This window comes from Streptomyces sp. NPDC048018, from assembly GCF_043202995.1.
Classification (GTDB): Bacteria; Actinomycetota; Actinomycetes; order Streptomycetales; family Streptomycetaceae; genus Streptomyces.
This window is the reverse complement of sequence record NZ_JBIDBK010000006.1, coordinates 231,448-251,155: the sequence shown is the minus strand read 5'-3', so window position 1 is coordinate 251,155 and position 19,708 is coordinate 231,448. Positions and strand designations below refer to the sequence as shown.

Annotated in this window: 21 protein-coding genes; 8 read left to right on the top strand and 13 right to left on the bottom strand. The window is 72.3% G+C overall.

Annotated features, from left to right (window positions below):
* Window positions 1-260 precede the first annotated feature (260 nt).
* Window positions 261-887, top strand: a complete 627-nt coding sequence (locus ACGF1Z_RS24385; protein WP_393007330.1) for a TetR/AcrR family transcriptional regulator — start codon at window positions 261-263, stop codon at window positions 885-887.
* A 145-nt stretch (window positions 888-1,032) separates the two neighbouring features.
* On the opposite strand, the gene ACGF1Z_RS24380 is transcribed toward ACGF1Z_RS24385, so the two are convergent.
* The 4 genes from ACGF1Z_RS24380 to ACGF1Z_RS24365 all read right to left on the bottom strand — a co-directional run bounded on the left by ACGF1Z_RS24380 (window position 1,033) and on the right by ACGF1Z_RS24365 (window position 5,061).
* On the bottom strand, window positions 1,033-2,733 hold the full coding sequence (locus ACGF1Z_RS24380) for a methylmalonyl-CoA mutase (RefSeq protein WP_393007328.1): 1,701 nt from the start codon (window positions 2,731-2,733) through the stop codon (window positions 1,033-1,035).
* 72 nt (window positions 2,734-2,805) lie between these two features.
* Window positions 2,806-3,138, bottom strand: a complete 333-nt coding sequence (locus ACGF1Z_RS24375; RefSeq protein ID WP_393007326.1) for a DUF3817 domain-containing protein — start codon at window positions 3,136-3,138, stop codon at window positions 2,806-2,808.
* Between the two features lie 66 nt (window positions 3,139-3,204).
* Window positions 3,205-3,714: a MarR family transcriptional regulator gene (locus ACGF1Z_RS24370; protein ID WP_365338185.1), complete on the bottom strand. Its 510-nt coding sequence runs from the start codon at window positions 3,712-3,714 to the stop codon at window positions 3,205-3,207.
* Window positions 3,715-3,723: 9 nt separating this feature from the next.
* Window positions 3,724-5,061, bottom strand: coding sequence for an MFS transporter (locus ACGF1Z_RS24365; RefSeq protein WP_393007323.1), 1,338 nt, complete (start codon window positions 5,059-5,061; stop codon window positions 3,724-3,726).
* 78 nt (window positions 5,062-5,139) lie between these two features.
* On the opposite strand from ACGF1Z_RS24365, the gene ACGF1Z_RS24360 reads away from it, so the two are divergent.
* Both ACGF1Z_RS24360 and ACGF1Z_RS24355 read left to right on the top strand, forming a co-directional pair.
* Window positions 5,140-6,138 (top strand): DUF5937 family protein, encoded by a 999-nt coding sequence (locus tag ACGF1Z_RS24360; protein WP_393007321.1) that lies wholly within the window; start codon window positions 5,140-5,142, stop codon window positions 6,136-6,138.
* A gap of 74 nt (window positions 6,139-6,212) precedes the next feature.
* Window positions 6,213-7,229, top strand: coding sequence for a glycoside hydrolase family 6 protein (locus ACGF1Z_RS24355; protein ID WP_393007319.1), 1,017 nt, complete (start codon window positions 6,213-6,215; stop codon window positions 7,227-7,229).
* Between the two features lie 9 nt (window positions 7,230-7,238).
* Here the strand turns inward: ACGF1Z_RS24355 and ACGF1Z_RS24350 are convergent, their stop codons facing one another.
* The 7 genes from ACGF1Z_RS24350 to ACGF1Z_RS24320 all read right to left on the bottom strand — a co-directional run bounded on the left by ACGF1Z_RS24350 (window position 7,239) and on the right by ACGF1Z_RS24320 (window position 14,084).
* Complete coding sequence (locus ACGF1Z_RS24350; protein WP_393007317.1) at window positions 7,239-9,200, bottom strand: galactose oxidase-like domain-containing protein; 1,962 nt, start codon at window positions 9,198-9,200, stop codon at window positions 7,239-7,241.
* A gap of 3 nt (window positions 9,201-9,203) precedes the next feature.
* Window positions 9,204-11,033, bottom strand: a complete 1,830-nt coding sequence (locus ACGF1Z_RS24345) for a glycosyltransferase family 2 protein (protein WP_393007315.1) — start codon at window positions 11,031-11,033, stop codon at window positions 9,204-9,206.
* A gap of 72 nt (window positions 11,034-11,105) precedes the next feature.
* A complete protein-coding gene (locus ACGF1Z_RS24340; protein WP_393007313.1) occupies window positions 11,106-11,753 on the bottom strand; it encodes a TetR/AcrR family transcriptional regulator in 648 nt (215 codons plus the stop codon).
* Window positions 11,750-12,445 carry a DUF4166 domain-containing protein gene (locus ACGF1Z_RS24335; protein WP_393007311.1) on the bottom strand — a complete coding sequence of 232 codons (696 nt, stop codon included), beginning with the start codon at window positions 12,443-12,445 and terminating at the stop codon, window positions 11,750-11,752. The genes ACGF1Z_RS24340 and ACGF1Z_RS24335 overlap by 4 nt, the downstream gene beginning before the upstream one ends.
* Window positions 12,442-13,164: a hypothetical protein gene (locus tag ACGF1Z_RS24330; RefSeq protein ID WP_393007309.1), complete on the bottom strand. Its 723-nt coding sequence runs from the start codon at window positions 13,162-13,164 to the stop codon at window positions 12,442-12,444. The genes ACGF1Z_RS24335 and ACGF1Z_RS24330 overlap by 4 nt, the downstream gene beginning before the upstream one ends.
* A 285-nt stretch (window positions 13,165-13,449) precedes the next feature.
* Window positions 13,450-13,743: an MTH1187 family thiamine-binding protein gene (locus ACGF1Z_RS24325; RefSeq protein ID WP_046909184.1), complete on the bottom strand. Its 294-nt coding sequence runs from the start codon at window positions 13,741-13,743 to the stop codon at window positions 13,450-13,452.
* The gene (locus tag ACGF1Z_RS24320; protein ID WP_393007307.1) at window positions 13,740-14,084 is read right to left on the bottom strand and encodes a DUF3817 domain-containing protein; all 345 of its coding nucleotides are present in this window, start codon (window positions 14,082-14,084) and stop codon (window positions 13,740-13,742) included. Before ACGF1Z_RS24320 ends, ACGF1Z_RS24325 begins: the two co-directional genes overlap by 4 nt.
* Window positions 14,085-14,191: 107 nt before the next feature.
* On the opposite strand from ACGF1Z_RS24320, the gene ACGF1Z_RS24315 reads away from it, so the two are divergent.
* The 4 genes from ACGF1Z_RS24315 to ACGF1Z_RS24300 all read left to right on the top strand — a co-directional run bounded on the left by ACGF1Z_RS24315 (window position 14,192) and on the right by ACGF1Z_RS24300 (window position 16,819).
* On the top strand, window positions 14,192-14,830 hold the full coding sequence (locus ACGF1Z_RS24315; protein WP_376632505.1) for an AIM24 family protein: 639 nt from the start codon (window positions 14,192-14,194) through the stop codon (window positions 14,828-14,830).
* Entirely contained in the window at window positions 14,830-15,480 is a 651-nt protein-coding gene (locus ACGF1Z_RS24310) for an AIM24 family protein (RefSeq protein WP_393007305.1), read from the top strand. The genes ACGF1Z_RS24315 and ACGF1Z_RS24310 overlap by 1 nt, the downstream gene beginning before the upstream one ends.
* Window positions 15,477-16,262 (top strand): AIM24 family protein, encoded by a 786-nt coding sequence (locus tag ACGF1Z_RS24305; protein ID WP_393007303.1) that lies wholly within the window; start codon window positions 15,477-15,479, stop codon window positions 16,260-16,262. The genes ACGF1Z_RS24310 and ACGF1Z_RS24305 overlap by 4 nt, the downstream gene beginning before the upstream one ends.
* An 80-nt stretch (window positions 16,263-16,342) precedes the next feature.
* A complete protein-coding gene (locus tag ACGF1Z_RS24300) occupies window positions 16,343-16,819 on the top strand; it encodes a MarR family winged helix-turn-helix transcriptional regulator (RefSeq protein ID WP_376632499.1) in 477 nt (158 codons plus the stop codon).
* A gap of 105 nt (window positions 16,820-16,924) precedes the next feature.
* Here ACGF1Z_RS24300 and meaB read toward each other — a convergent pair whose 3' ends face one another.
* The gene (meaB, locus tag ACGF1Z_RS24295; protein ID WP_393007301.1) at window positions 16,925-17,881 is read right to left on the bottom strand and encodes a methylmalonyl Co-A mutase-associated GTPase MeaB; all 957 of its coding nucleotides are present in this window, start codon (window positions 17,879-17,881) and stop codon (window positions 16,925-16,927) included.
* Between the two features lie 24 nt (window positions 17,882-17,905).
* Entirely contained in the window at window positions 17,906-19,108 is a 1,203-nt protein-coding gene (locus tag ACGF1Z_RS24290) for an acetyl-CoA C-acetyltransferase (protein WP_393007299.1), read from the bottom strand.
* 137 nt (window positions 19,109-19,245) lie between these two features.
* Between ACGF1Z_RS24290 and mce the strand changes: the two genes are divergently transcribed.
* Window positions 19,246-19,698, top strand: coding sequence for a methylmalonyl-CoA epimerase (mce, locus tag ACGF1Z_RS24285; protein ID WP_352076229.1), 453 nt, complete (start codon window positions 19,246-19,248; stop codon window positions 19,696-19,698).
* Window positions 19,699-19,708 lie beyond the last annotated feature (10 nt).

The window sequence follows — 19,708 nt, the reverse complement described above, 5'->3', positions numbered from 1 at the left end:
CGCGCCGTCCATGGCCGGACCGCGCCGTCCGGGGCCGGACGGCACGGTGGTTGCTCATGAGCGCCGGGTCCCCACCCGGCGCAGTGTGGTTGTCGCGAGGAGACGCCCCCCGGAGGACCTCGTCCACGGGTGACCGTACGCCTTTCGCTACGAGTCGTAGCGTAATGGCGAGCCCCGCGCCGCGGGAAGAGTCGGGCCGTGAACTGGCTCACATCACCGGCCCCTGGCGCAATACCTACCGGCGGGTATGGTCGTCACCCATGTGTAAGCGCACCAGCTCCCGCGCCCGAACCGGACGCCCCCGTTCCGCCGAGGCCGACACGGCCATTCTGGAGGCGACCCGGGCGGCCCTGGTCGAGCTGGGCTGGTCCAAGCTGACCATGGGGGACGTCGCCGTCCGCGCCGGGGTCGCCAAGACGACCCTCTACCGGCGCTGGAACAACAAGAACGAACTCGTCGTGGACGCCGTCGCCGTCCTCTTCGACGAACTCGAACTGCCCGATCTGGGTTCCCTCCAGGCCGACATCGAGAACGTCGTCCTGCAGTTCGCCACGCTGCTCGAACGCCCCGAGACCAAGACCGCCCTCATGGCCGTGGTCGCCGAGTCCACCCGCGACGAGCCGCTGCGCCGCCGCATCCGCGCCTCGATCGTGGACCGCCAGAAGCGCCTGGTCCTCGACGGCCGGGCCCGTGCCCAGGAACGCGGCGAACTCCCCGACGAGCGCGACCCGGCGACCGTCGAGGCCATCGACGACCTGATCTTCGACGTGGTCGCGGGCGCGGTGGTGCACCGGGCGCTGGTGAGCGCCGAGCCGGTGGACGGGGCCTGGGTGGCCCGGCTGTCCGCCCTGCTCCTCGGCGGCCTCGCGGCGGCGGCGGAGCGCTAGGTCCGTCCCACTCCCGTCGTCGCCGGGGCAGGCGGGAGTGGGACGACAGGGCCCGGGCCGGCGGGCTCGCGCCTCGCACCCGAACGCGCCGAAGGGCCCCCGCACGCCGTTGTGCGGGGGCCCTTCGCGGGTCGTGGCGGTCCGGCTAGAAGCCCGCGGGCTCCGTGTAGACGCCCCACTCCTCGCGCAGCACGTTGCAGATCTCGCCGAGCGTGGCCTCCGCCCGTACGGCCTCCAGCATCGGGCCGATCATGTTGGAGCCGTCCCGGGCCGCCGCCAGCATGGCGTCCAGGCAGGCCGTGACCTTCGCGTCGTCGCGGCGGCCCTTGCGCTCGCCGAGGACGCGGACCTGCTCCCACTCGACCTCGTGGCTGACCCGCAGGATCTCCAGGTCGCCGGTGACCGAGCCGTGGTGCACGTTGACGCCGACGACCCGCTTCTCGCCCTTCTCCAGGGCCTGCTGGTAGCGGAAGGCGGACTCGGCGATCTCGCCGGTGAACCAGCCGTCCTCGATACCGCGCAGGATGCCGGACGTGATCGGGCCGATGGGGTGCTTGCCGTCCGGGTGGGCGCGCAGTCCGCGCTCCTTGATCTGGTCGAAGATCTTCTCGGCGTCGGCCTCGATGCGGTCGGTGAGCTGCTCGACGTACCAGGAACCGCCCAGCGGGTCCGCGACGTTGGCGACGCCGGTCTCCTCCATGAGCACCTGCTGGGTGCGCAGCGCGATCTCGGCGGCCTGCTCGCTGGGCAGCGCGAGGGTCTCGTCGAGGGCGTTGGTGTGGAGGGAGTTGGTGCCGCCGAGGACGGCGGAGAGGGCCTCCACCGCGGTGCGCACGACGTTGTTGTACGGCTGCTGGGCGGTGAGGGAGACGCCGGCGGTCTGGGTGTGGAAGCGGAGCCACTGCGCCTTGTCGGTCTTGGCGCCGTAGACCTCCTTCATCCAGCGGGCCCAGATCCGGCGGGCGGCGCGGAACTTGGCGATCTCCTCGAAGAAGTCGAGGTGCGCGTCGAAGAAGAAGGAGAGCCCGGGGGCGAAGACGTCGACGTCGAGGCCGCGGGAGAGACCGAGTTCGACGTAGCCGAAGCCGTCGGCGAGGGTGTACGCGAGCTCCTGCGCGGCCGTCGCCCCGGCCTCGCGGATGTGGTAGCCGGAGACCGACAGCGGCTTGTACGCGGGGATGTCGGCCGCGCAGTGCTCCATGAGGTCGCCGATCAGGCGCAGGTGCGGCTCGGGCTGGAAGAGCCACTCCTTCTGCGCGATGTACTCCTTGAAGATGTCCGTCTGCAGCGTGCCGTTGAGGACGGCCGGGTCGACGCCCTGGCGCTCGGCGGCGACCAGGTACATGCAGAAGACGGGGACGGCGGGGCCGGAGATCGTCATCGAGGTGGTGACGTCGCCGAGCGGGATGTCCTTGAAGAGGACCTCCATGTCGGCCGCGGAGTCGATGGCGACACCGCAGTGGCCGACCTCGCCGAGGGAGCGCGGGTCGTCGGAGTCGCGGCCCATGAGCGTGGGCATGTCGAAGGCGACGGAGAGCCCGCCGCCGCCGGCGGCCAGGATCATCTTGTAGCGCTCGTTGGTCTGCTCGGCGTTGCCGAAGCCGGCGAACTGCCGGATGGTCCAGGTGCGGCCCCGGTAGCCGGTCGGGTGCAGGCCGCGGGTGAAGGGGTACTCACCGGGCCAGCCGATGCGCTCGAACCCCTCGTACGTGTCTCCCGGCCGGGGCCCGTAGACCGGTTCGACCTGGTCCCCGGAGAGCGTGGTGAAGTCGGCGTCGCGCTTGCGGGCCTTGTCGTAACGGGCCTGCCAGCGACGGCGGCCTTCCTCGATGGCGTCAGCGTCCATGCTTCGAATTTACTAGGACGTCCTAGTAAATGTCGATGGCAAACCCCCGCACATCAGTGCGGGGGTGAGTCCTCAGGCCTCGACCGGCTCCGGCCGCGCGCCGCTGACCAGCGGAAGCGTATCGCGGACGACCTTGCGCTCGACGAAGAAAGCGGCGAAGGGAATGGTCCCGGACAGCAGCACCCACAGGAGCCGGCCGAACGGCCACTTGGCCTTGGAGCCCAGGTCGAAGGCGAAGACCAGGTAGATGATGTAGAGGACGCCGTGGGCCTGGGAGACCGCGAAGGTCACGTCCTCGCCCATGTCGAACCCGTACTTGAAGATCATGCACGTGCAGAGCACGAGCAGCATGACCGCGGTCACGTACGCCATGACGCGGTAGCGGGTCAGCACGCTGGATTTCATGCCGTCGAGCGTAACGGTACGTTCCGGGCGATCTTCCGCTGGGGTCCGCCCTCCCCCGGGACCGGGTCAGGACTCGTCGAAGTCGTTCGCCGCGACCCGCAGCGGACGCAGCATCGCGAAGATCTCCGCGCACTCCTCGGCGTCGTACACGCCCAGACCGAAGTCCATCTCCATCAGGTCGCGGGTCGCGGCCTCGACGACCTCGCGGCCCTTCTCGGTGATGGAGGCGAGCGTTCCGCGCCCGTCGTTGGGGTTGGGGCGCTTGTCGACCAGACCGGAGCGCACGAGGCGGTCGACGGTGTTGGTGACCGAGGTCGGGTGGACCATCAGCCGCTCGCCGATCTTGGACATCGGCAGCTCGCCGGCCTTGGAGAAGGTGAGCAGCACCAGCGCCTCGTAGCGGGCGAAGGTCAGCCCGTACGGCTTGACCACGGCGTCGACCTCGGCCAGCAGGATCTGGTGGGCGCGCATGATCGAGGTGATCGCGGCCATCGAGGGGACCGGTCCCCAGCGCTTCTGCCAGAGTTCGTCGGCGCGGGCGATGGGGTCGAAGGGGAGACTGAGCGGCTTCGGCACGCGTCGACCTTACCCACTGGTCATATGACGGTCAGCCTTGTCTCGCCTTTCGGTCGCCCGCACTTCGCGCACGAGCACCACCAGGCACAGCGTGGCCAGGACGCCGGTCCCCGCGACGACGGCGTGGACCGGGACGAACTCGGCGGCGAGGCCCGCGCCGGCCATGCCGATGCCCTGGACGGTCATCATGCCCGCGGAGGTCAGCGTCATGGCCCGGCCGCGCAGCTCCTCGGGCACGGCGTCGACGAACCAGGCGTCGAGACCGAGGGTGTACGCGCCTGCCGCGCCGGACAGGAAGAGCGCGAGCGCGGCGACGGCGAGCCCGGGGCGCGGTGCGTACAGCAGGAAGGGAGCGAAGCCGGCGAGCAGCAGCGGGAGCACGATCCGCGAGCGGGTGGCGGCGCTCAGCGCCGACCCGGCGAACAGCTCGCCGAGGACGGTGCCGACCGGCATCGCGCACATGAGCAGCCCGAGCGCGGTGGGGGAAGCACCGGCCTCGGCCGCGTACGGGGCGGCGAGCGCCTCGGGGACGACGACGAACAGCGGCGGCACCCAGAACAGCAGCATCAGCGCCCGGATCCGCCGGTCCCGCAGCACCCCCCAGGTGCCGCGGATCCCCTCGCGCCGGCCCGCGGCGCGGGCGGGGCGGCGGGCGGTGCCGAAGCGGAGCAGCAGCGCCGAGGCCAGGAAGGTGCAGGCCGTCACGGCGATGGCGCCGCGCGGGGTGAGCGCGGTGAGCAGCAGGCCCCCCACGCCGAAACCGGCGAGCAGCGCGCTCTGGGAGACGATCCGCAGGATCGAGCGCCCGAGGACGAACAGCTCGCCCTCACCGAGGATGTCGGCGAGCGTCGCCATCCGGGTGCCCTGGAACACGGGCGCGACGGCGGCGATCGCGCAGCGCAGCACCAGCAGTCCGGCGACCGGGGTGGCCGGCAGCACCATGAGCGCCACGCACCCGGCGCAGACCAGGTCGCAGACGACGAGCACCCTTCGCGGCGGATGCCGGTCGGTGAGCCCGGCCAGCAGGGTCCCGCCCAGCAGGTAGGGCAGGAAGCCGAGCGCGAAGGTGAGCGCGGACAGCAGCGGGGACCGCGTGAGCTCGTAGACGAGCACGGTGAGCGCGAGCTCGCTGACCACGAGGCCGAGCAGCGAGAAGAGATGGGCGACGAAGACGAAACGGAACTCGCGCACGGAGAACACGGCGCGGTATCCGGCCCCGGTTACGGCCGCGGGCGCGGCCCCGGCTCCGGGGGCGGGTGCGTCGCCCCCGACGGTCGGTGACGGGGTGGCGGAGGCAGGGGTGGGCACGGGCGCCCCCTCGGGCGCCCGGGTGTCGTTCGTGGGCATGCGAGCAGCGTGCGCGAGGCCCGGCCGCGGTCCTAGACTTTCGGCTCCAGCCGAAACTTCGCCGCGCCCGGGGGCCCCGTGCCGTATCACCTGCACTTCGGCGAGGCCGATCCGCTGCGCATCCGCTTCGCGATCTCGCCGCTCTGGGAGACGCACTGCGCGGTGCGGGTGCTCGCGCGGCCGCGGCAGCAGGGCTACCACCTGCCGTGGCTGCGCCGCATCGCGGAGGCGGCGCGCGGGGTGGACCTGGCGCCGCTGCATCTGCTGATGCCCCTGCACGGGCACAGTCCCGACTTCCTCTACCCGCCGCCGATCAGGCCCGCCGCGGACTTCCACGAGGAGGTCGCGGCGGTCCGCGCGACCGATCCGGCCCTCGCGGCGGACGACTTCGCACGGGCGCTCGCCGAGACCCCCGGCGCGGCCGGAACGGCGCACGGGCGGCGGATGCTGGCGGACCCGGCCGGCTCCCTGCACTGGCTGGCGGATCTGCTGGAGCGGGCCTGGGAGGCGCTGATCGCACCGGACTGGCCGCGGCTGCGCGCCCTCCTGGAGGCCGACGTGGCCTATCACTCGCGCCGGCTCGCCGAGGGCGGTCTGGAGCGGCTGCTGACCGAACTGCACCCGGCCTTCGGCTGGTCGGAGGAGACGGCGACCCTCACGGTGGACTATCACGGCGAGCACGTCCGGGCGCTGCGCGGGCAGGGTCTGGTGCTGATGCCGTCGGTGTTCACCTGGCCGGACGTCGTGAGCGGCTTCGACCCGCCCTGGCAGCCGACCGTGGCCTATCCGGCCCGGGGCATCGGCGGGCTGTGGACCGAGGCCCGGGAGCGCACCCCGGACGCGCTCGCCCGGCTGCTCGGCAGGGCCCGGGCGGACGTGCTGTGCGCGCTCGACGAGCCCGCCGGGACCTCGGCGCTCGCCCACCGGCTCGGTCTCGCCGCGTCCTCGGTGTCGGCGCACCTGTCGGTGCTGCGGGCGGCCGGCCTGCTGACCTCGCGCCGTTACGGACACCAGGTGCTGTACGAGCGCACGCCGCTGGGGATCGCGCTGGCGGTGTCGCAGCCGGACGCCGACTGACCGTCATGTGACGATGGCGCGGTTCGTCCCGTGCGCTCCGTTCCGCCCGTCCCGTACCCGAACCTGGGGGCCGGATGTCCCGTCGCTCCGTCCGTACCGCCGTCCGTCCGCCCGTCCTCGCCCTCGTCGCCGCGCTGCTGCTGTCGGGGTGCGGTACGGACGGCGCCGCCCGGTCCTCCGTACCGCCGCCCGGCGGGACGGCACCGGCCGGCGGCTCGCCCTTCTGGGTCGACCCGGACAGTGACGCGGCACGGCAGGTGCGGCGGTACGAGTCCGAGGGGCGCACGGAGGAGGCCGCGCTGCTGCGGCGCATCGCGGAGCGGCCGGTCGCCGAATGGCCGGCGGGCGACGACCCGGTGCCGGACGTCGCCCGGGCGGTGCGGGGCGCCGCCCCGGGCCGGCGGACCGTGGTCCTCGTGGCGTACAACATCCCGCACCGCGACTGCGGCGCCTACTCGGCGGGCGGGGCGCACGACGGGCAGGCCTACCGGACCTGGGTGGACGCCTTCGCCTCCGCGATCGGGGACGCGCCGGCGGTGGTGGTCCTGGAGCCGGACGCGGTGCCGCACGTCGTGGACGGCTGCACGCCGGGCGAGCACCACGCGGAGCGGCTCCGGCTGCTCTCGGAGGCGGTGGACCGGTTCAAGCGGCAGCCGCGCACCCGGGTCTATCTGGACGCGGGCAACCCGGCCTGGATCCCGTACCCGGCCAAGCTGGTGGAGCCGCTGCGCCGGGCGGGGATCGCGCGGGCCGACGGCTTCGCCCTCAACGTGGCCAACTTCCAGCGGACCGAGGTGGTCCGCGGCTTCGGCGCGGGCCTGTCCCGGCTGCTCGGCGGCGCCCACTTCACCGTGGACACCAGCCGCAACGGCGACGGGCCGCTGCCGGGAGGCGGCGCGGAGGCCTGGTGCAATCCGCCGGGCCGGGCGCTCGGGGTGCCGCCGACCGACCGGACCGGGGACGAGCTGGTGGACGCGTACCTGTGGATCAAGCGGCCCGGTGACTCGGACGGACCCTGCCGGGGCGGACCGGCCGCCGGGACCTGGTGGCCCGACTACGCGCTCGGTCTCGCGCGCCGGGCCGGGGCCTGAGCCCCGTCCTCAGCCGACCTGGATCCACGTGGCCTCGGACGGGATCCCGTCGGCATCCGTCACGAAGAGCATGTACCAGCCGGGCGGGACCAGCGTGCGGTCGCGGGGGACGTCGACGGTGAAGGTCAGCCCGTCCGCTCCCTTCGTCAGGCCGAGGGCGACCGAGCGCTGTTCGACGTCGGTGCTGTGGGTGACGGCGCTGGGCCGCATCAGCCGCGCCTTGACGATCCGGTCGGCGTCCCGGGTGCGGAAGGTGGCGCGCCCGTCGCGGTCCGGCGTGCGCGGGCCCTCGCCGATGACCGGCCGGCGGGCTCCGGCACGGTGCAGGTAGGGCGGGGTGAAGACCTCGACGCGCTGCTCGAAGGTGCCGAGCCTGGTGTTGTCCCCGTCGGCGTAGAGCGGGTCGGAGCCGAAGGTGGCGACCCGGCCGTCGGGCAGCAGCAGGGCCTCGGAGTGGTAGTTGCGGCCGACGGTGGGCGCGGCCGCCTCGGCGAAGGCGTTGGCGGCGGGGTCGTAGAACTGGGCCCTGAGGATGTCGCTGCCGCTGCTGCCGCGGTACTTCCGTGAGCCGCCGGTGGTGAAGACGGTGTCGTCGGGCAGCAGCACGCTGCTGAGGTAGCGGGTGCCCTGGGGCAGCGAGGGGCCCTCGGTGTACGAGGGTTCGGCCTTCGACAGGTCGACCACGGCGGTGCGCGCGGTGGACTTCTCGGACTCGCCGACCCCGCCGCCGCCGAGCACCATCACCTTCTGGTCCTGGGCGGGCGGCAGCAGGAGGGAGGAGGAGGTCTCCAGCTGATCGGGGTCGGTGATGCCGGGGAGCCGGGTGAAGGAGTTCTTCTCCAGGTCCCACAGGCCCGGTTCGCGGCCCTTGTCGGCGGGTCCGTAGCCGGCGTTGGAGCCGGTGTAGAGGAGCTTGCCGCCCTGGGTGAGGAAGAGCGCCGGGTAGGTGGGGAAGTAGCGGAAGGGGCCCTTGGACCACGTCTTGGTCACCGGGTCGTAGATCTCGTTGTCGCCGGGGAGGACGGCGCCGACGTCGTCGAGCCCGGAGACGGCGAGCACCCGGCCGTCGGCCAGGGTGACGAGGGTGGGGTACCAGCGGGCGTCCGCCATGGGGGCGACCGGGACGTAGCGCTCGGCCCTGGGGTCGAACTCGTAGGCCGCCTTGATGCCCTGGAAGTCCTGCTTCTCGGTGGTGAGCTTCTGGGCCAGGCCGTAGACGTTCCGGGCGTCGGCGCCCTTGAGGCCGACGACCTCGTACTGCGCGGCCTCGGTGGTGAGCGCCTGCGGGCCGGCCTCGCGGGCCTCGACGAAGACCCGGGCCTCGGCGGCGGTGACCTTGGTCTTCCAGGGCTTCATCTGGCCGCTCCCGGCGTACGAGACCTCGAACTCGCGCTTGGCCCTGGGGACGGTGACGTCGAAGCGGGAGACGTACTCGACCCCGGTCGGGGAGCGGAAGACGGTGCCCTTCCTGAGTGTGACGGCCTTGTCGGGGCTCTCGTTCTTGACCCGCATGCCGCCGCCGGCCTTCTCGACCTCGCCGTCGAGGACCTCGTAGCGGGCGGTGCCGCCGGCGACGAGGAGCCGGCCGTCGGGCAGTTGGCTGTGGCCGGAGCAGAAGAAGTCCTCGGGGGTGGGGATCTTCTTGAAGGTGTTGTCCGCCGGGTCCCACAGGACGGTCTCGAAGGTGCCGGCGTCGAACTTCTTCTGGCTGTTGCCGGAGCCGGCGATGAGCAGCACCTTGCCGGTGTGCAGCAGGGCGGCGTGGATGGCGTTGACGCGGAACCGCTCGGGTACGTCGATCACCGCCCAGGAGCCGTACCTCTTCTGGTAGCCGGGCTGGGCGATCTTGTAGGCGTGGTACCTGTCCGTGGCGAAGGAGACGGCTGCGGGGGCGTTGAGGGCGGCGAGGACGAGGAGGGCGCCGCCGCCCAGCAGGGTCTTCTTGAACTGCTCGGACGGCCGGTAGGCCATGGCTCAGTTCCCTCCGGTGGGCGTGGACGCGGGCGCGCCGCCGGGCCGGGCGGGCGCGGGGGCGGCGACCCGGGCGACGGCCCGGGCCGCGCGGGCGCGGACCCGGGCCCTGGCCTGCTCGCGGGTCCGCAGGCGGCGTCGGCCGCGCAGGCCGGTGACGGTCCGGACGGCGACCGGGGCGAGGGTGACGGCGAGGGCGAGCAGGGCCCAGGTGCGCATGGCCGCGTGGGTGTGGCCGAGGGGCACGGAGACGGCGAGCGAGGCGGCGAGGACGGCCGCCCAGGAGAGGTGGATGCGGAAGGTGCGGAGCCGGTCGGGGCTGGACTCGCCGCCCTTGGGGGTGACCACGAAACCGCCGCGGGTGCGCAGCAGCGCCGAGCCGAGGGCCTTGAGGTAGATCGGTGCGGAGAGCGCGGACATCGCCATGCCGGCCAGGCCGCCGGATCCCCGGGGCTCGTGGGGGGAGACGTTGTGGCGCCGGTTCCAGAGGTAGAGGCCGACCTGGAGGGCGACGGCGTCGCTGTAGATCATCAGCCAGACCGAGGACGAGACCTGGGTGCCGGAGGCGCCGAGGCACAGGAACAGGACGCAGGAGAGGACGCCGAGGAACCAGTTGACCGCGGTCATGGGGTAGTAGACGAGCATCAGCGTGTAGTGGAGGAGGCGGCCGGGCGGGGTCCGGAAGGGCGCCTTCCAGTACTGCCTGAGGAGGGTCTCGTACGTGCCGCGGGACCAGCGCAGCTGCTGGGTGAAGAAGTCCGTCCAGGAGGCGGGCCCGTCGCCCACGGCGAGCACGTCGGGGGTGTAGACCGAGCGCCAGAAGCGTCCGGTGCGCGGGTTCCTGCGGCGGTGCAGCTCGAAGCCGGTGGCCATGTCCTCGGTGAGGGAGTCGTACAGGCCGCCGATCTGCCGGAGGGCGGCGATGCGTACGACGTTGTTGGTGCCGACGAACATGGGCGCGCGGTAGCGGTTGCCGGCCCGCTGGATCAGCGCGTGGAAGAGGAACTGCTGCGACTCGGCGGCCTTGGTGACGGCGGAGGTGTAGTTGCCGTAGACCTGCGGGCCGACGACGAAGGCGACGTCGGGGTCGCGGAAGTAGCCGAGCATCCGCTCCAGGAAGTTCGGCAGCGGCACGTGGTCGGTGTCGACCGAGGCGAAGAAGGCGTAGCCGTCGCCGTGCGCCGCGAGCCAGGCGTTGTAGTTGCCGTGCTTGCTGCGGGCCCGGTGGGCCCCCTCGGGGCGGTTCCATTCGGGGACGCCGGCGCGCGTGAAGTGACGGACACCGAGCTCCTCGCACAGGGCCCTGGCGTCGGCGTCGTCGCCCTCGTCGAGCAGCCAGACGTCGAGGGGGCCGTCGTGGCGCAGTCCCATGGCGCCTTCGAGGGTGGCCCGGACCATGCCGAGCGGTTCCTTGCCGGGCACGTAGGTGGTGAGGAAGGCGACCCGGGTGCCGGACTCGGGTCGCACGGGTATCGGGTCGCGGGCGACGAGGGTGGCGTGCGCGATCGAGGTGACGTTCACCAGCATGAAGAGGCAGATGAGTCCGATCGACACGAGCATCACGGTGTCGTACGGCACGCGCCAGCGGTCGTCGCCCTCGCGGACGGTCCAGTGGCTGGGCCACACGAGGTAGACCAGGAGCAGGGCCGAGAGCAGCGGGGCGAGCACCATGAGGAGGACGGCGCGGATGCGGTGCGGCTCCTTCGCGAGGAGGCTCCGGTAGCGCACCCGGTACTCCCCGGCCGTCGGCTCCGGCTCCGTCAGGGGACCGGCGAGTCGGCTGTAGGTGTCGTAGTCGTAGCCTCCGCGCCGCACGGTGCCTCCAGCTGACATCGAACCGATCGATAGCCCCACGAAAGGGGAGATTCGACGGCATGTCGACTGGAGGCGTCCGAGTGAGGGTTTTCAGGCCGTGCGGCCCTTTTGACCCTTTCGGCGCAAGGTGTAGCGCACGGCCTTCTGCGCGACGGGGCTCAGCTCGTCGAGCGCGGCCAGCAGGCCGCCCAGGTGTTCGAGCGCGTCGAGGGCGGCGCCCGCTCCGGCCGGATCGACCCCCTCGTACAGCTCCATCCCGACGAAGGAGGCGGCGACGGCCCGGGCGAGCCCTGCCGGGTCGGCGAGCCCGTCGAGCGGCCCGCCGGCCAGCACGCGCCGCAGCACCTGCTCGATCTCCTCGATCCACAGGTCGAGCCCGGCCGCGGTGGCGGGGGCCAGCTGGCGGTGGGTCTGGGCGCCCGCGAGCAGCTGCCCGAGGACCGCGACATGGCCGGCCTCGCGCTCCTCGACGTGCATCTCGCGGCCGAACGCGAGCAGTTCCGCGAGGCTGCCGACGGCGTGCAGCCGCTCGCGGTGGCGGGCCACCCGCTGCTCGGCGCCGTACCGGCAGGCGGCCGCGAGGAGCTCGTCGACCGAGCCGAAGTGGTAGAAGATCAGCGCCTGGTTGACGCCCGCGACGGCGGCCACGGAGCGGGCCGAGGTCTTGGCGATGCCGTGCTCGACGAGCGAGCGCAGCGCGCCCTCCAGGAGCTTGTGCCGGGTGTCCTCCGCACTCACGACCGCGCCTCCTCGCGCACCGGGCGCAGCCCCGGCCGGACGCCGCACTCCCGGACGGAGGCATACGTGGCGGTGAAGGAACCCTCGTAGCCGAACAGGGGCCCCAGGTAGCGGTTGACGACCCGCACCCGGATGCGGAAGCGGCCGGTGCGCTCGTCGAAGGACTCGCGCACCTCGGCGTCGGCGCCGACGAGTCCGGGCACCCGGAGGTCCACGGGGCCTTCGCGGAAGCGGTGTTCACCGGAGCGGACGAGCAGCGAGCCGTCGGGCTCGGCGGTCATGCGCAGTTCGCTGGCGAGGTGCTGGTGGGTGCCGAGGTAGTCGAGCACGCAGCCCCGGGCGGGGCTGTGCACCATGGTCGCGTCGAAGCGGCGGGGTCCGCCGGGCAGCTGGAAGGTCCGCACGAAGGTGACGGTCTCCCGCCCGTACGCATCGAGGTACGGCACGTTCTCGATGGTGAAGGGGATGTCCCGGCCGGTGCGCGGGAGCAGGATGTTGCGGGTGCCGCCGAGGGCGAGGAACGGCCGGACGAGCGGCCCGACCAGCCCCCTGCCGTGCCAGATCCGGTCCATCACGCCCCGCCCGACGCAGAGCTCGCCGCTGTCGAGCCCGACGGAGAAGCGCCGCCGCAGCTCCGGGTGGAGCCGCCCGAAGGCGGCGTCACCCATGGCGGTGCGGAAGATCGAGCTCATGGCTGCTCCAGGGTGGCGAGGAGGCGGGGCGCCCGGCTCCGGCCGGGCGGGGTGCGCAGACAGCGGCGGGCGGCGGGGGTCCCGGGCGCCGGCGGGACGAGGAGGGCGGCGGCGAGCCCGAGGACCGTGAGCGGCACCCCGGCGAGCGAGACCGCGCCGAGCGGCAGCAGGGTGGCGGCCAACGGGACGGCCACGAGCAGCAGCCGGGCGGCCAGTTCGAGCAGCCAGCGGGTGCGGGCGCGCTCGGGCGGGGTGCCGTCCTCGCACCACAGCCGCAGCCGGTCGAAGGACCAGGCCGTCGCCCAGCCCATCAGGGGCCGGAAGAGGAGGCGGTCGGCGAGCAGGCCGAAGCGGCCCCAGCGCGGCCGGTAGTCGTAGCCGGTGAGGAACCTGACGCCGTCCTCCGCCGGCACGTAGCGCCAGTAGCCGCTGCCCTCGGCGAGGAGGGAGAGCGGGTCGGGGGAGGCGAAGCGGAGGGCGGAGACCCGGTCGCCGCCGGGCCGGTGGCGCTCCCCCGCGGAGACACCGGTGCCGGCGACGACCAGGAAGGGCAGGACGCGCACGGCGTACCGGAACCGGCGGGGCTCGCCCTCCCCGGCCGGCAGGTACGCGATCTCGGTGAACCGGAGGTCCCACCGCTGGTGCTCGGCCGGGTCCTGGGTCCGTTCCCAGAGCGTGTCCAGGTCGGCGCGGACGCGCACCTCGACGTAGAGCCCCACGGCTCCGCCCCCTCCCCCGTTTTGAGCGACCGCTCAAAACGGCGCCCGGAAAGGACGGTAGCCGGTTTTGAGCAGTCGCTCAAGATTTTTCCGGCAGGTTCTCGAACGGGCCGCGCAGGCGCCCTCGGCGCTCCGCGTCGCCTGACCCACCGCTGACCCACCGCGCCGTCGGTCGCGCCGGGGTGCGGGGCGGGCCCGGCACGGCCGGCGTCCGACGGCCGGGCACGCCGAAGGGGCGGCCCCCCGGCAGTGCCGGGGGCCGCCCCTTCCGCTCCGACGGCGGCGTCAGGCGCCCAGGTGACGCTCCACCGTCTCGACCTTCGAGGTCAGGCCGTCCGTCACGCCGGGGCGGATGTCGGCCTTCAGGACGACCGAGACGCGCGGCGCCCGCGCCTCCACTGCGGCGACGGCCCGCTTCACCACGTCCATCACCTCGTCCCACTCGCCCTCGATCGAGGTGAACATGGCGTCGGTGCGGTTCGGCAGACCCGACTCGCGGACGACCCGGACCGCGTCGGCGACGTACGCGCCGACCTCCTCCCCCACACCCAGCGGGGTGACCGAGAACGCGACGATCACGCGTTCACCACGCCCTCGCGACGGGCGCGGGAGGCCATGACGGCCGCCTCGGCCTCACGCTTCAGCCTCCGCTCGGCGAAGAAGCCGCCGAGGGGCAGGACGGAGAGGACGAAGTAGAGGGCGGCCGTGCCGAAGCTCCACTTGGTGCGGTTCCAGGCGTCGAGCCAGAAGAGCACGTAGAGGACGAAGAGGATGCCGTGGATCGCGCCCATCACCGGCACCGCGTTGAAGTCCGTCGTCCGCTTGAGCACCGAGCAGACGAGCAGCAGCAGGAACGACACGGCCTCCGGCGCGGAGACGAGCCGGAGCCGGTGCAGCGAGGATGCGGTCTTGATGTCCACGACAGGGGTCACCTTCGTTCGATCTTGTGAACGGATGCACAAGGGCCGTCCCATTGTGCACGCCGACTTTGCTGTCCCTTTGTCCGGGGGGCCAGTACCTTCCCTTCGTGGCAACGTTCCGACTCCAAGGCAGCAAAGTGCTCGCCGTGACCATGACCGGCGACGCCGTAAAGGCGAAGAACGGCTCGATGGTCGCCTACGACGGCCAGATGGCGTTCAAGAAGATGACAGGCGGTGGTGAGGGCCTGCGGGGCATGGTGACCCGGCGGCTCACCGGGGAGCAGATGGAGGTGATGGAGGCCCGCGGGCAGGGCACCTGCTGGTTCGCCGACCGCGCCTCCGAGATCAACCTCGTCCAGCTGCACGGCGACAAGCTGTGGGTCGAGGCGAGCAATCTGCTCTGCACCGACTCCGGGCTGCGCACCGGCACGACCTTCACCGGTCTGCGCGGCGGTGCCACCGGGAACGGCCTGTTCACGACCACCGTCGAGGGCACCGGCCAGGCCGCGATCATGTCCGACGGCCCGGCGGTCGTGCTCCGGGTGACCCCGCAGTACCCGCTGTCCGTCGACCCCGGCGCGTACATCGCCCACCAGGGCAACCTCCAGCAGCACTTCCAGTCGGGTGTGACCTTCCGCACCTTCCTGGGCGAGGGCGGCGGCGAGGCCTTCCAGATCCGCTTCGAGGGCGACGGACTCGTCTACGTGCAGCCGAGCGAGCGGAACACGATCGGGGGCGACGTCTGATGCCGTTCCGCGAGATCAACTCCAAGATGATCGAGGCCCAGGTCGTCCCCGGGCAGCGACTCTTCAGCCAGCGTGGCGCGATGCTCGCCTATCGCGGCGACGTCACTTTCACGCCGAACATCACCGGCGGCCAGGGCGGCCTGATGTCGATGATCGGGCGCCGGGTGGCCGGCGAGGCGACCCCGCTGATGACCGTCGAGGGCAGCGGCACCGTGATGTTCGGGCACGGCGGTCACCACATCCAGGTGATCGCGCTGACCGGCGAGACGCTCTACGTCGAGGCCGACCGGCTGCTCGCCTTCGACGGCACCCTGGAGCAGGGCACGATGTTCATGGGCTCGCAGGGCGGGGTCATGGGCATGGTGCGCGGCCAGGTCACCGGCCAGGGCCTGTTCACCACGACCCTGCGCGGCCACGGGTCGGTGGCCGTGATGGCCCACGGCGGGGTCATCGAGCTGCCCATCACGCCCGGCCGCCCGGTGCACGTCGACCCCCAGGCGTACGTGGCCCACCACGGCGACGTGCGCAACAAGCTCTCCGCCGCGCTCGGCTGGCGGGACATGGTGGGCCGCGGCTCGGGCGAGGCGTTCCAGCTGGAGCTCAGCGGCAGCGGCGCCGTGTACGTACAGGCCTCGGAGGAGAAGCTGTGACCGGTCCCGTGGTCCACGACCCGACGACCCTGCCGTCGGACGACAACGTCAACGCCTACACCTTCTGCGTGGAGCTCAAGGGCTCCCAGTGGTTCCTGCAGAAGGGCAAGATGATCGCCTATTACGGGCGGATCGACTTCAACGGCATCGGCCACGGCCGGCTGGACCGGCTGGTGCGCACCTCCTTCCACTCCCCGCTGCACGCGAGCGACTGGGTGGTGGCCGAGGGCAGCGGCAAGATGCTGCTCGCCGACCGGGCCTTCGACGTGAACTCCTACGACCTGGACGAGGGCAACCTGACAATCCGTTCGGGAAATCTGCTCGCGTACCAGCCGTCCCTCGCGCTCAAGCAGTCGATCGTGCCGGGCTTCGTGACGCTCATCGGCACCGGCAAGTTCGTCGCCGCCTCCAACGGCCCGGTGGTGTTCATGGAGCCCCCGCTCCGGGTCGATCCGCAGGCCCTGGTGGGCTGGGCGGACTGCCCCTCGCCGTGCCACCACTACGACCACGGCTACATGACCGGCGTGATGGGCGGCGTGCGGGCGCTGACGGGGATCGGGGGCACCTCCGGCGAGGAGCACCAGTTCGAGTTCGTCGGGGCGGGTACGGTGCTGCTGCAGTCGACCGAGCTGCTGATGCCCGAGCGGGCCATCGGCGAGCCGGGCGCCCAGCCGGGTGTTCCGGGCGGGCAGGCACCGCATGGTTCCGGCCAGGGACCGCTCGGTTCCGTACCGCGTCTTCCCGGACAGCTCGGGGACCTGCAGCGGCGCTTCGGCCTGTGAGCGGTAGTCTGCGGAGAGTGACGCGTCGAACACACTCCCAGAGTTCGTCCAGATTTCAACTTCTTAGGTAGAATCCATACATGGAGACCGACACGGCCACCCCCTGGCTCACCGACGCCGAGCAGTGCGCCTGGCGCACCTACCTGGACGTCAACAGAATGCTGACGTACCAGCTGGAGAAGGACCTCCAGCCCTTCGGCCTGACGATCAACGACTACGAGATCCTCGTGAACCTCTCCGAGTCGGCGGAGCGGCGCCTGCGCATGAGTGACCTCGCCGCGGCCACCCTGCAGTCCAAGAGCCGGCTCTCCCACCAGATCACCCGGATGGAGAACGCCGGACTCGTCCGGCGCGAGAACTGCGAGTCCGACCGGCGCGGGCTCTACGCGGTGCTGACCGACGCCGGCATGGACACCATGCACAAGGTCGCTCCGCACCACGTCGAGTCGGTGCGCAAGCACTTCATCGACCAGCTCAGCCCGGAGGCCCTCGGTGACCTCCACGAGTCGCTGAAGCCGGTCGCCGACCAGCTGCGCGGCCGGCGCGGCAAGCCGTAGGACACGCACGCACGACGAAGGCCCCGTCCGGGCGGACGGGGCCTTCGTCGCGAACGGGCCCGGGTGCGTCGCACACCCGGGCCCGTTCGCGTGGCAGGTGCCGGGTCACTGCCCCGTCAGGCTCGTGACCAGCTCGTCCGAGGCCGCGTACGGGTCGAGCTCGCCCGCCGTGATGCGCTCGGCGAGCGCGTCGAGGCGGCGGTCGCCGTGCAGGTCGCCGATCCGCTCGCGCAGCGCCGTGATGGTGATCGTCTCGACCTCCCGGGCGGCCCGGGCCCGCCGGCGCTCCGCCAGGACGCCGTGCTCCTCCATCCAGGCGCGGTGCTTCTCCAGGGCCTCCACGACCTCGTCCACGCCCTCGCCGCGCGCGGCGACGGTCTTGACGATCGGCGGGCGCCAGTCGCCGGGCCCGCGGGCCTCGCCGAGGCCCAGCATGTGGTTCAGCTCCCGCGCGGTGGCGTCGGCGCCGTCCCGGTCGGCCTTGTTGACCACATACACGTCGCCGATCTCCAGGATGCCCGCCTTGGCGGCCTGGATGCCGTCGCCCATGCCGGGGGCGAGCAGGACCACCGAGGTGTCGGCCTGCGAGGCGATCTCCACCTCGGACTGCCCGACGCCCACGGTCTCCACCAGGATCACGTCGCAGCCGGCCGCGTCCAGCACCCGGATGGCCTGCGGAGCGGACCAGGCGAGGCCGCCCAGGTGCCCGCGGGTGGCCATGGAGCGGATGTAGACGCCGGGGTCGGAGGCGTGCTCCGACATCCGCACCCGGTCGCCCAGGAGCGCACCGCCGCTGAACGGCGAGGACGGGTCGACGGCGAGCACGCCGACCCGCTTGCCGGCCCGGCGGTACGCCGAGACCAGCGCCGAGGTCGAGGTCGACTTGCCGACACCGGGCGAGCCGGTGAGACCCACCACGTAGGCGCCGCCCGTCAGCGGGGCGAGCGCCGCCATCACCTCGCGCAGCTGCGGGGACGCCCCCTCCACGAGCGAGATCAGCCGGGCCACGGCGCGCGGCCGGCCCTCCCGTGCCTGGGCGACCAGTGCGGGGACGTCCACCATGTGCGCTGCTCCTTGAGTGGGTGCTTACTTGCCGGCGACGCGGATGATCAGGGCGTCGCCCTGGCCGCCGCCGCCGCACAGGGCCGCGGCGCCGACGCCGCCGCCGCGGCGCTTGAGCTCCAGGGCCAGGTGCAGCACCACGCGGGCGCCGGACATGCCGATCGGGTGGCCGAGCGCGATGGCACCACCGTTGACGTTCACCTTTTCGGGGGTGACGCCCAGGTCCTTCATGGACTGGTGGGCGACCGCGGCGAAGGCCTCGTTGATCTCGATCAGGTCGAGGTCCGCGACCTCCAGGCCCTCCTTCTTCAGGGCGTGGCGGATGGCGTTGGACGGCTGCGACTGGAGCGAGTTGTCCGGGCCGGCCACGTTGCCGTGGGCGCCGATCTCGGCGATCCACTCCAGGCCGAGCTCCTCGGCCTTCGCCTTGCTCATCACGACCACGGCGGCGGCGCCGTCGGAGATCTGCGAGGAGGTGCCGGCGGTGATGGTGCCGTCCTTGGCGAAGGCCGGGCGGAGCTTGCCGAGGGACTCGGCGGTGGTCTCGGCGCGGATGCCCTCGTCCTGGGAGAAGACGACCGGCTCGCCCTTGCGCTGCGGGATCTCGACCGGGGTGATCTCGGCCTCGAAGACGCCGTTCTTCTGGGCGGCCGCGGCGCGCTGGTGCGACAGCGCGGCGATCTCGTCCTGGACGTCGCGCGGGATGCCCAGGCGGGTGTTGTGCTTCTCGGTGGACTCGCCCATGGCGATGCCCTCGAAGGAGTCGGTGAGACCGTCGTACGCCATGGCGTCGAGCATCTCGATCGCCCCGTACTTGAAGCCCTCGCGGGACTTCGGCAGCAGGTGCGGGGCGTTGGTCATGGACTCCTGGCCACCGGCGACGATCACGTCGAACTCGCCGGCCCGGATCAGCTGGTCGGCCAGCGCGATGGCGTCGAGACCCGACAGACACACCTTGTTGACGGTGAGCGCGGGGACGTTCATCGGGATGCCGGCCTTGACGGCGGCCTGGCGGGCCGGGATCTGCCCGGCGCCCGCCTGGAGCACCTGGCCCATGATCACGTACTGCACCTGGTCGCCGCCGATGCCGGCGCGGTCCAGGGCGGCCTTGATCGCGAAACCGCCGAGGTCGGCGCCCGAGAAGGACTTGAGCGAGCCGAGCAGGCGACCCATGGGCGTGCGGGCGCCCGCGACGATCACTGAGGTGGTACCGGTCGTTCCAGACATGAGGCACGGCCCCTTGGGATGAGGAGTGAACGAGGGTTTACCGCCAATGTACTGAGCCGCGGCGCGCCGGGTCATCGCCCTGCCGGTGTGATCGCGCGCACGTTGCGTAACCATCGCCCGGGCGCTGCACTGGAGCCATGCTGACGCGTATCGACCACATCGGGATCGCCTGCCGGAACCTCGACGAGACCGTCGAGTTCTACCGGGCGACGTACGGCTTCGAGGTGTTCCACGAGGAGGTCAACGAGGAGCAGGGCGTCCGCGAGGCCATGCTCAAGATCAACGAGACCTCGGACGGCGGGGCCTCCTACCTCCAGCTCCTGGAGCCCACCCGGGAGGACTCGGCGGTGGGCAAGTGGCTCGCCAAGAACGGCGAGGGCGTCCACCACATCGCCTTCGGCACCGCCGACGTCGACGGGGACGCCGAGGCCATCCGCGGCAAGGGCGTCCGGGTGCTCTACGACGAGCCGCGGATCGGCTCCATGGGCTCCCGCATCACCTTCCTCCACCCCAAGGACTGCCACGGCGTCCTGACCGAACTGGTCACTTCGGCGAAGCCCTCGGCTGACCACTCCTCAGCGGAGCACTGACCTCCGGATT